The sequence below is a fragment of the Pseudomonas reidholzensis genome (assembly GCF_900536025.1).
GTDB classification, from domain to species: Bacteria; Pseudomonadota; Gammaproteobacteria; order Pseudomonadales; family Pseudomonadaceae; genus Aquipseudomonas; species Aquipseudomonas reidholzensis.
The window spans coordinates 20,134-28,589 of the sequence record NZ_UNOZ01000016.1 but is presented as its reverse complement, the minus strand read 5'-3'; the positions used below and the strand labels follow the sequence as shown (position 1 = coordinate 28,589).

Here is an 8,456-nt window from a genome sequence, read left to right as displayed (position 1 = left end):
CCAACTTCCCGGTCATGACCTGTTTGAGTGGCGAGGCTTGCCCTGAAAGCGGCTACTGGAAAATCGTTTGGACCAGTTGGACCGAGCATGTTCGTTACTTTGAGCAAGGTGAGGTCATGCCCCTGCACTTGATGACTTGGCCGGAACCACGGTTATGGCCGCTTCGGGACAAGATTGTCCAACGTAATGAGCGCGTGAGGTGGGGGTTGCTCGGTTGAACATTCTGGTTAGGATTATCTGACGCGATGGGGGATCTAGCGGGCCTCATCGCGGGCAAGCCCGCTCCTACAGGGCTAGCGGCGGGATCGCTGTAGGAGCGGGCTTGCCCGCGATGAGGCCCGCACAGACACTAAAAAATCACTTGGACAGGTATTTCATCGCATCCTCGAGCCCCTGCAGGGTCAGCGGATACATCTTGTCCTCGACCAGGTCCCGCACCAGGTGGGTCGACGCGGTGTAATCCCAGGTCTGCCGGGGATACGGGTTGATCCACACGACCTTCTTGAATTTCTCCACGAAGCGCTGCATCCACACATACCCGGCTTCTTCGTTCCAGTGCTCGACGCTGCCCCCCGGCTGGGTGATCTCGTACGGCGCCATCGCCGCATCGCCGACGAACACCACCTTGTAGTCATCGCCGTACTTGTGCAGCAGGTCGAACGTGGCGAAGCGCTCCGACGTGCGCCGCAGGTTGTTCTTCCACACCGACTCGTACACGCAGTTGTGGAAGTAGTAGTACTCCAGATGCTTGAACTCGGTCTTGCAGGCCGAGAACAACTCTTCGCAGACCCGCACATGGGCGTCCATCGAGCCGCCGATATCGAACAGCAGCAGCAACTTGACCGTGTTGCGCCGCTCGGGGCGCATCTGGATATTCAGCAACCCGGCATCGCGCGCGGTGTGGTCGATGGTGCCGTCGATGTCCAGCTCCTCGGCCGCGCCCTGGCGGGCGAACTTGCGCAGCCGGCGCAGGGCCAGCTTGATGTTGCGCGTGCCCAGTTCGACCTGGTCGTCGAGGTTCTTGTACTCGCGCTGGTCCCACACCTTGACCGCCTTGCCCTGGCGCTGGCCGGCCTCGCCGACGCGGATGCCCTCGGGGTTGAAGCCGCCCGAGCCGAACGGGCTGGTGCCGCCGGTGCCGATCCACTTGTTGCCGCCGGCGTGGCGCTCCTTCTGCTCTTCGAGGCGTTTCTTGAATTCTTCGATCAGCTTGTCCAAGCCGCCCAGCGACTGGATCTGCGCGCGCTCTTCAGCGCTCAGCGAGCGTTCGAACTCCTTGCGCAGCCAGTCCTCCGGGATCAGCGCTTCGAGGTGCCGGTCGAGGTTCTCCAGGCCATTGAAGTAGGCCGAGAAGGCCCGGTCGAACTTGTCGAAGTGCCGCTCGTCCTTGACCAGGATGGTCCGCGCCAGGAAGTAGAACTCGTCCATGTCGGCGAACACCACCCGCTGCTGCAGGGCATTGAGCAGGTCGAGCAACTCGCGCACCGACACCGGCACCTTGGCCGCGCGCATTTCGTTGAACAGGTTGAGCAGCATGACCGGCTCCTGTCAGCGATTGCCGCGGCGGCTCATGAACGCCAGGCGCTCGAGCAACTGCACGTCCTGCTCGTTCTTCACCAGGGCGCCGGCCAGCGGCGGGATGGCCTTGGTCGGATCGCGCTCACGCAGCACCGCCTCGCCGATGTTGTCGGCCATCAGCAGCTTGAGCCAGTCGACCAGCTCGGAGGTGGACGGCTTTTTCTTCAGCCCCGGTACCTTGCGCACGTCGAAGAACACGTCCAGCGCTTCGCTGACCAGCGACTGCTTGATGTTCGGGTAGTGCACGTCGACGATCTTCTGCAGGGTGGCGCGGTCGGGGAAGGCGATGTAGTGGAAGAAGCAGCGGCGCAGGAAGGCGTCCGGCAGCTCTTTTTCGTTGTTCGAGGTAATGATGATGATCGGCCGCTGCTTGGCCTTGATGGTCTCGTCGATCTCGTAGACGTAGAACTCCATCTTGTCGAGCTCTTGCAGCAGGTCGTTGGGGAACTCGATGTCGGCCTTGTCGATCTCGTCGATCAGCAGGATCACCCGCTCTTCGGACTCGAAAGCCTCCCACAGCTTGCCTTTTTTCAGGTAATTGCGCACATCGTGGACCTTGTCCACGCCCAGCTGCGAGTCGCGCAGGCGGCTGACCGCGTCGTACTCGTAGAGACCCTGGTGGGCCTTGGTGGTGGACTTGATGTGCCAGGTGATCAGTTTGGCGCCGAACGACTCCGCCAGTTGCTCGGCCAGCATGGTCTTGCCGGTGCCGGGTTCGCCCTTGACCAGCAAGGGGCGCTCCAGGGTCACCGCGGCGTTGACCGCCAGCTTCAGGTCATCTGTGGCGACGTAGTCGCGGGTGCCTTCGAACTTCATTAACCGATCCTCTGCAGGGTGTCATTGAGGGCCTCTTCGCGGGCAAGCCCGCTCCCACAGGTTCTCCACACACCTTGAGGGCGGTGAAGGACCTGTGGGAGCGGGCTTGCCCCGCGAAGAGGCCGGCCCAGACAACGTTGTTTGAACTTGTAACCGACTATAACCCGGCCCCGGGCAGCTGCAAACGCAGACCGGGTATTCAGTCTCTGAATGGTGCGTCGCACTTGGCTTCAGTCGGAATCAGGCGCAGGCTGCTCATAACGTGCACTGAACGCCTGGACGAAGCCATTGCGCAGTATCTGCAAAAACGCCTCGAAGCCACTGATGTCCTGCTGGTGCACGCTGCCACTGAGCTCGACGCGGGTGGCGAACTGGTTTTTCGGCTGGTTTTTCAGCACGGTCTCGCTGGCCCCGACCACCGCCTCCCAGATCGAGCGGAAGAACCCCTTGTCCTTGGCTTGCACGTCCTGTTGCCAGTTGAACACGTCGACATCGCGCAGCAGCGGCTTGATATAGCCATTGAGCCGACCCTTCTCGGCCTGGGCCTCGATCACCACGTCGCCGTGGCCGGCATTGAAGTCGAACTTGCCGTAGGCGCTGGCGAAGTCGTTGAGGCGGCGCAGCTGGATGCCGGTGGCGCGCAGGCGAAACTCGAAGTCGTCGAAATCGCTGAAAGGATCGAAGGTGGCGCGGCTTTCCACCTTGGCGTCGCCCAGCAGCAGGGCGGTGCCTTCGAAGCTGGCGTCTCGCCGGCCCTTTTCGTCGCGCACGTTGGTCAGATTGCGGATGCTCGCCTCTAGCCGGGTCGCCTTGAGGTCGACCGGCGGTTTGGAATTGAAGTTGCGAAAGGTCAGGGTACCGTCGTCGATGCGCACTTCGTTGAGGGTGATCGGCAGCAGTTTGCCCAACTGCTGGCGCCAGTCGGTGCCGCGACCGGTCTGCGAGTTCTGCTTGTTGCCACCGTCGACGAAGTTCAGCTGCGGCCGCACGAACAGCACCTCGGCGACCACGGCGTGGTCATGCCACAGCGCATGCCAGCTCACCGACAGGTCGATCAACGGTGCATCGAGGAACGGCACCGGCACCTTGCCGGTGGTCTTGACGATCTTCAGCCCATTGATCTGGTAGGCGCCGCGCCACCAGGCGAGGTCGACGTCAGTCACCTGGCCGCGGTAGTCGCCCATGTCGGCGAGCTTGTCGTTGAGGTAGTCGCGCACCAGGTAGGGCAGGGCGATGTGCAGCGCCAGCAGGAGCACGACGAGGCTGGCCAGGGCGACCAGTGGCCAGCGGTAGCGGGCTTTCATCAACGGCTCTCCGATGCGGGTTGTCCGGTTGACCGCAGCCGCCGCCGGGGAGTTCGAACGGGCTTTACGCTCCTGGCCGGCAGGCTTACCCTTGAAGCTTTCCCCCGCTCGGTTAAGGACCCTGCCATGAGCCGTATCTACGCAGACAATGCCCATTCCATCGGCAACACGCCGCTGGTACAGATCAACCGCATCGCCCCGCGCGGGGTGACCATCCTGGCCAAGATCGAAGGGCGCAACCCGGGTTACTCGGTCAAGTGCCGGATCGGCGCCAACATGGTCTGGGACGCCGAGGGCAGCGGCAAGCTCAAGCCGGGCATGACCATTGTCGAGCCGACCTCGGGCAACACCGGCATCGGCCTGGCCTTCGCCGCCGCCGCCCGCGGCTACAAGCTGCTGCTGACCATGCCGGCGTCGATGAGCCTGGAGCGGCGCAAGGTGCTCAAGGCGCTGGGCGCCGAGCTGGTACTCACCGACCCTGCCAAGGGCATGAAGGGCGCGATCGAGAAGGCCAACGAGATCGTCGAGTCCGACCCTGCCACGTACTTCCAGCCCGGCCAGTTCGACAACCCGGCCAACCCGGCGATCCACGAGAAGACCACCGGCCCGGAAATCTGGAACGACACCGATGGCGCCGTCGATGTGGTGGTCGCGGGCGTCGGTACCGGCGGCACCATCACTGGCGTGTCGCGCTACATCAAGCACACCCAGGGCAAGCCGATCCTGTCGGTGGCGGTCGAGCCGGTGTCCTCGCCGCTGATCAGCCAGACCCTGGCGGGCGAAGAGCTCAAGCCCAGCCCGCACAAGATCCAGGGCATCGGAGCCGGTTTCGTGCCGAAAAACCTCGACCTGTCGGTGGTTGACCAGGTCGAAACGGTGACCGATGAAGAATCCAAGGCCATGGCCCTGCGCCTGATGCAGGAGGAGGGCATCCTCTGCGGGATTTCCTGTGGCGCAGCCATGGCCGCCGCCGTGCGCCTGGCCGAGAAACCGGAGATGCAAGGCAAGACCATCGTCGTGATCCTGCCGGACTCGGGCGAGCGTTACCTGTCGAGCATGCTCTTCGCTGACCTGTTCACCGAGCAGGAAAACCAGCAGTAAGGCGTGTCGGCGCTGACCGGGCGCAATGTCCGGCAGCGCGCTTTATTACAAAATCTTCAACATTGCTATCCGCCCCAAGTTGTTTTTACCCGGGGCGGATGGGTTTATGATGTTCGGCTATCTGCAAGTGATGGCCTGATTTCCTATTCCAAGGAGTGTTGCATGACCTTTTCCTTCGTCGCCAAGGCGGGAGTCCTGCTGGTATTTTTCGGCAGCGTGCTGTTCGTTCACTTGCGCGGCAAGGCGCGCCTGCCGGTGCTGCGCCAGTTCGTCAACCACTCGGCGCTGTTCGCCCCCTACAACAGCCTGATGTACCTGTTCTCCGGCGTGCCGTCCAAGCCCTACCTGGATCGCCAGCGCTTCCCTGAGCTGGACGTGCTCAAGGACAACTGGCAGGTCATCCGGGAAGAGGCCATGCGCCTGTTCGACGAGGGTTACATCCGCGCCGCCGAGAAGGACAACGACGCCGGCTTCGGCTCCTTCTTCAAGAAGGGCTGGAAGCGCTTCTACCTGAAGTGGTACGACAAACCGCTGCCGTCGGCAGAGGCCCTGTGCCCGAAGACCGTCGAACTGGTCAGCAGCATCCCCAACGTCAAGGGCGCGATGTTCGCCCTGCTGCCCGGTGGCAGCCACCTGAACCCGCACCGCGACCCGTTCGCCGGCTCCCTGCGTTATCACCTGGGCCTGTCGACGCCGAACTCGGACAACTGCCGCATCTACGTCGATGGCCAGCCGTATGCCTGGCGCGACGGTGAAGACGTGATGTTCGACGAGACCTTCGTGCACTGGGTCAAGAACGAAACCGACGTGACCCGCGTAATCCTCTTCTGCGACGTCGAACGCCCGCTCAACAGCCCGCTGATGACCCGCCTCAACCGCAAGGTCAGCGCCTTCCTCGGCCGCGCCACAGCGCCGCAGAACACCGATGACGAGCGTGTCGGCGGGATCAACCAGGCGTATGCCTGGAGCAAGCGCTTCAGCAACCGCATCAGTGGCCGGGTCAAGCAGTTCAAGCGGGCCAACCCCAAGGCCTACCGCATCCTGCGGCCGGTGCTGGCGGTGGTGGTTGCGTACTTGCTGTACCGCTGGATGTTCTGATTGTCCGGCCGCCCTTTCAAGTGGTTCTGAAATTGCGCTTGGCGTGAGCTCGCTGGGGCCGCTGCGCGCCCCTTTCGCGACACAAGGCCGCTCCCACATGGACGGCGCATTGAACAGAAATTGGACAACACGCCATCCTGTGGGAGCGGCCTTGCCGGGGCGCCGGACCGGTCGGAAAGGGCTGCGCAGCGGCCCCAGCGACCTCAAGCCAAGGACCGATTCAGGAAAAACCTGCTGATCGGACCTGCCCGGCGCGCTTGCCGCGGACGCCGGCCCCCGTCCAACTCACCTCACGCCGGTTCCAGCGCTTCGCTGACCTTGCCCCTGCTCATGTGCACCACCTTGTCCGCCGTGTCGAAATACCGATCATCATGCGAGATCACGATGATGGTCTTGCCCAGCCGCTTCAGGTCGGGCAGCAGCTCGGTATAGAACACCCGGCGGAAGGTCGGGTCCTGGTCGGCGGCCCACTCATCGAACACCAGCACCGGGCGGCGGTCGAGCCAGGCGTTGACCAGTGCCAGGCGCTTGCGCTGGCCGGTGGACAGGTCGGTGGTGGTGAAGGCGCCGTCGCGCACGCTGACCTTGTGGGCGATCTCCAGGCGCTCGAGGTAGCGGGTGGCGTCGCTGGGCAGGTTGTGCTCGTGCTCGGGCAGGTCATCGAACAGGTAGTAGTCGGCGAACACCGTGGTGAACAACTGGCGGTAATCGTCGAGCCCTTCGGCGTCGACCGCCTTGCCGTTGAGGCGGATCTCGCCCTGCTGGGGGGTGTACAGGCCTAGCAGCAGCTTGATCAGCGAGGTCTTGCCGCAGCCGTTTTCACCGACGATGAAAAGGATCTCGCCCGGCTCGATGCTGAGGTTGACCGGGCCGACCTTGAACGGCTCGCTGCCGTCCACCGCCGGGTAGGCGAACTCGACATTGCGCAGCTCGAGGTGGGCGCTGCTGGCCGGGACGGTCTGCTCTGCCGCTGGCTCGAGTAGCAGGTGCGGCTCGGGCGAGGAGAAGCGCTCGGACAAGTCGGCGATCCGCCGGAAGGCGATTTGCGCGCGGCCAAGGATCGGCAGGTTGCCGATCAGGGTTTCCAGCGGGCCCTTCATGTACAGCAGCACCAGCACGAAGCCGCTCATCACCGCCGGGTCGTTGCTCGGCCACAGCGATTGCAGGGCCAGGGTCAGGCCGATCACCACGAAGAACAGCATCGAGCCCAGGCTCTTGGCGATGACGAAGATGTTGATCGCGCGGATATGGGTGTCGGCAATGAAGTCGGCGGTGCCCTGGATATTGCGCGTCAGCATGGCGTGGCGGCGACGGCGGTTGATGCGCAGTTCCTTGGCGCCCTCGGCGATCGCCGAATAGTGCTTTTGCAGGTTGTCTTCGGCGTCGCGTGCGGCATGAAAGCCCGACGTGCCTTTTTGCCGCGCGATGTACTGCACCACGCTGCCGATGCCGATCGCCGCCAGGGTGATGAGGAAGATCGGCCACGACAGCCACGCCAGGTAGGCCAGGCAGCCGCTGACGGTGGTGATCGAGATCGCCAGCGGGGCGAAGGCGAAGGCGAAGTCGCTGATGGTGTCGACGTCGCGGGTCAGCACCGGGATCAGGCGGTGGGTGCGGTAGCGCTCGATCTGCTCGATCGGCGCGGCCAGCACCTTGGCGCCGAGGTCCTTGCGCAGCCGGGCGATGACCTTCTGGCCGACGAAGTTGGTGCCGCTGTCGGCGGCCACGCTGCTCACCAAGGCCAGCACGCAGAGGCCGGCGAACGCCAGGATCACCCCGCGGCCCATGCCGTCCGGCGCGTGCAGGCCCTGGTTGACGGTGGCCAGCAGGGCAGTGACGGAGAGGCCGCCGACGATGCCCAGCAGCACCGAAACGATGACCAGCGGACGGTAGGGTTTGAGCAGGCTCAGCAGTTCGCGGATGGCCCCGGGGGATGACGTTTTCATGAAGCGCGATCTCGGTGATTGAGGGGTGGAGGGTGGCGACATCGGGATGGCGCGGTGTCAGTCCGCGAGGGTCAAGGTGCCTTTCATCAAGGTGCTGTGGAACGGGTAGGAGCAGAAGAAGCTGTAGCCGGTGCCCGGTTTCAGCGCTGCCGTCTCGAAGGTCACGCTGGCCTGCTCGCCGCCGCCGATCAAGCGGGTATGGGCGATCACCCGGCGGTCGTCGGGCTTGACGTAGTCCTGGGTTTCGCCGGCTTTCAGGCCGTCGTCCAGGACGCCTTGCATGTCATCGGTGGTGCTCAGCACCCAGTTGTGGCCCATGACGTTCCTGGGCATTTCACCCGGGTGGGTGAGGTTCACGGTGAAGCGGCTGCAGGCCTTGGGCACGGCAATCGTGGTCTGGTCGAAGGTCATCTGGTCGGTGCCGTGGATGTCCACGGCGCAAGGCGCTGCGGACCAGGCGAAGGTCGGGGCCGTGGCGAGCAGGGCGAGGAGCAGGAGCTGGCGAGTCATGTACGGATCCTGGACGAAAAAGAGGTGCACCCCTTTCAAACGAAGCGAGCCGCGTCGGCTTTACCTGCCGCTGCCCGGTGCCGCACCCGGGTAGCCGTTGGCC

At 63.9% G+C, this 8,456-nt stretch carries 7 protein-coding genes and 1 pseudogene; 3 read left to right on the top strand and 5 right to left on the bottom strand.

The genetic code is table 11. The features are described from left to right. A pseudogene (locus tag CCOS865_RS28310) lies at positions 1 to 218 on the top strand (SEL1-like repeat protein); the annotation flags it as partial. A 139-nt stretch (positions 219 to 357) separates the two neighbouring features. On the opposite strand, the gene CCOS865_RS12295 reads toward CCOS865_RS28310, so the two are convergent. The 3 genes from CCOS865_RS12295 to CCOS865_RS12280 form a co-directional block, all read right to left on the bottom strand. Beyond that, positions 358 to 1,536: a vWA domain-containing protein gene (locus tag CCOS865_RS12295; RefSeq protein ID WP_119141122.1), complete on the bottom strand. Its 1,179-nt coding sequence runs from the start codon at positions 1,534 to 1,536 to the stop codon at positions 358 to 360. Between the two features lie 12 nt (positions 1,537 to 1,548). After that, complete coding sequence (locus CCOS865_RS12290; RefSeq protein ID WP_119141120.1) at positions 1,549 to 2,394, bottom strand: AAA family ATPase; 846 nt, start codon at positions 2,392 to 2,394, stop codon at positions 1,549 to 1,551. Positions 2,395 to 2,624: 230 nt separating this feature from the next. Further along, positions 2,625 to 3,698 carry a DUF748 domain-containing protein gene (locus tag CCOS865_RS12280; RefSeq protein ID WP_119141118.1) on the bottom strand — a complete coding sequence of 358 codons (1,074 nt, stop codon included), beginning with the start codon at positions 3,696 to 3,698 and terminating at the stop codon, positions 2,625 to 2,627. A 126-nt stretch (positions 3,699 to 3,824) separates the two neighbouring features. Here CCOS865_RS12280 and cysK point away from each other — a divergent pair, with 126 nt between their 5' ends. Both cysK and CCOS865_RS12270 read left to right on the top strand, forming a co-directional pair. Then, a complete protein-coding gene (gene cysK / locus CCOS865_RS12275; protein ID WP_119141115.1) occupies positions 3,825 to 4,799 on the top strand; it encodes a cysteine synthase A in 975 nt (324 codons plus the stop codon). 162 nt (positions 4,800 to 4,961) lie between these two features. Further along, positions 4,962 to 5,897: an aspartyl/asparaginyl beta-hydroxylase domain-containing protein gene (locus CCOS865_RS12270; RefSeq protein WP_119141113.1), complete on the top strand. Its 936-nt coding sequence runs from the start codon at positions 4,962 to 4,964 to the stop codon at positions 5,895 to 5,897. A gap of 290 nt (positions 5,898 to 6,187) precedes the next feature. On the opposite strand, the gene CCOS865_RS12265 is transcribed toward CCOS865_RS12270, so the two are convergent. Beyond that, positions 6,188 to 7,843: a cyclic peptide export ABC transporter gene (locus tag CCOS865_RS12265; RefSeq protein WP_119141111.1), complete on the bottom strand. Its 1,656-nt coding sequence runs from the start codon at positions 7,841 to 7,843 to the stop codon at positions 6,188 to 6,190. A gap of 57 nt (positions 7,844 to 7,900) precedes the next feature. Continuing rightward, positions 7,901 to 8,353, bottom strand: coding sequence for an azurin (gene azu, locus CCOS865_RS12260; protein WP_119141108.1), 453 nt, complete (start codon positions 8,351 to 8,353; stop codon positions 7,901 to 7,903). Between the last annotated feature and the right edge of the window lie 103 nt (positions 8,354 to 8,456).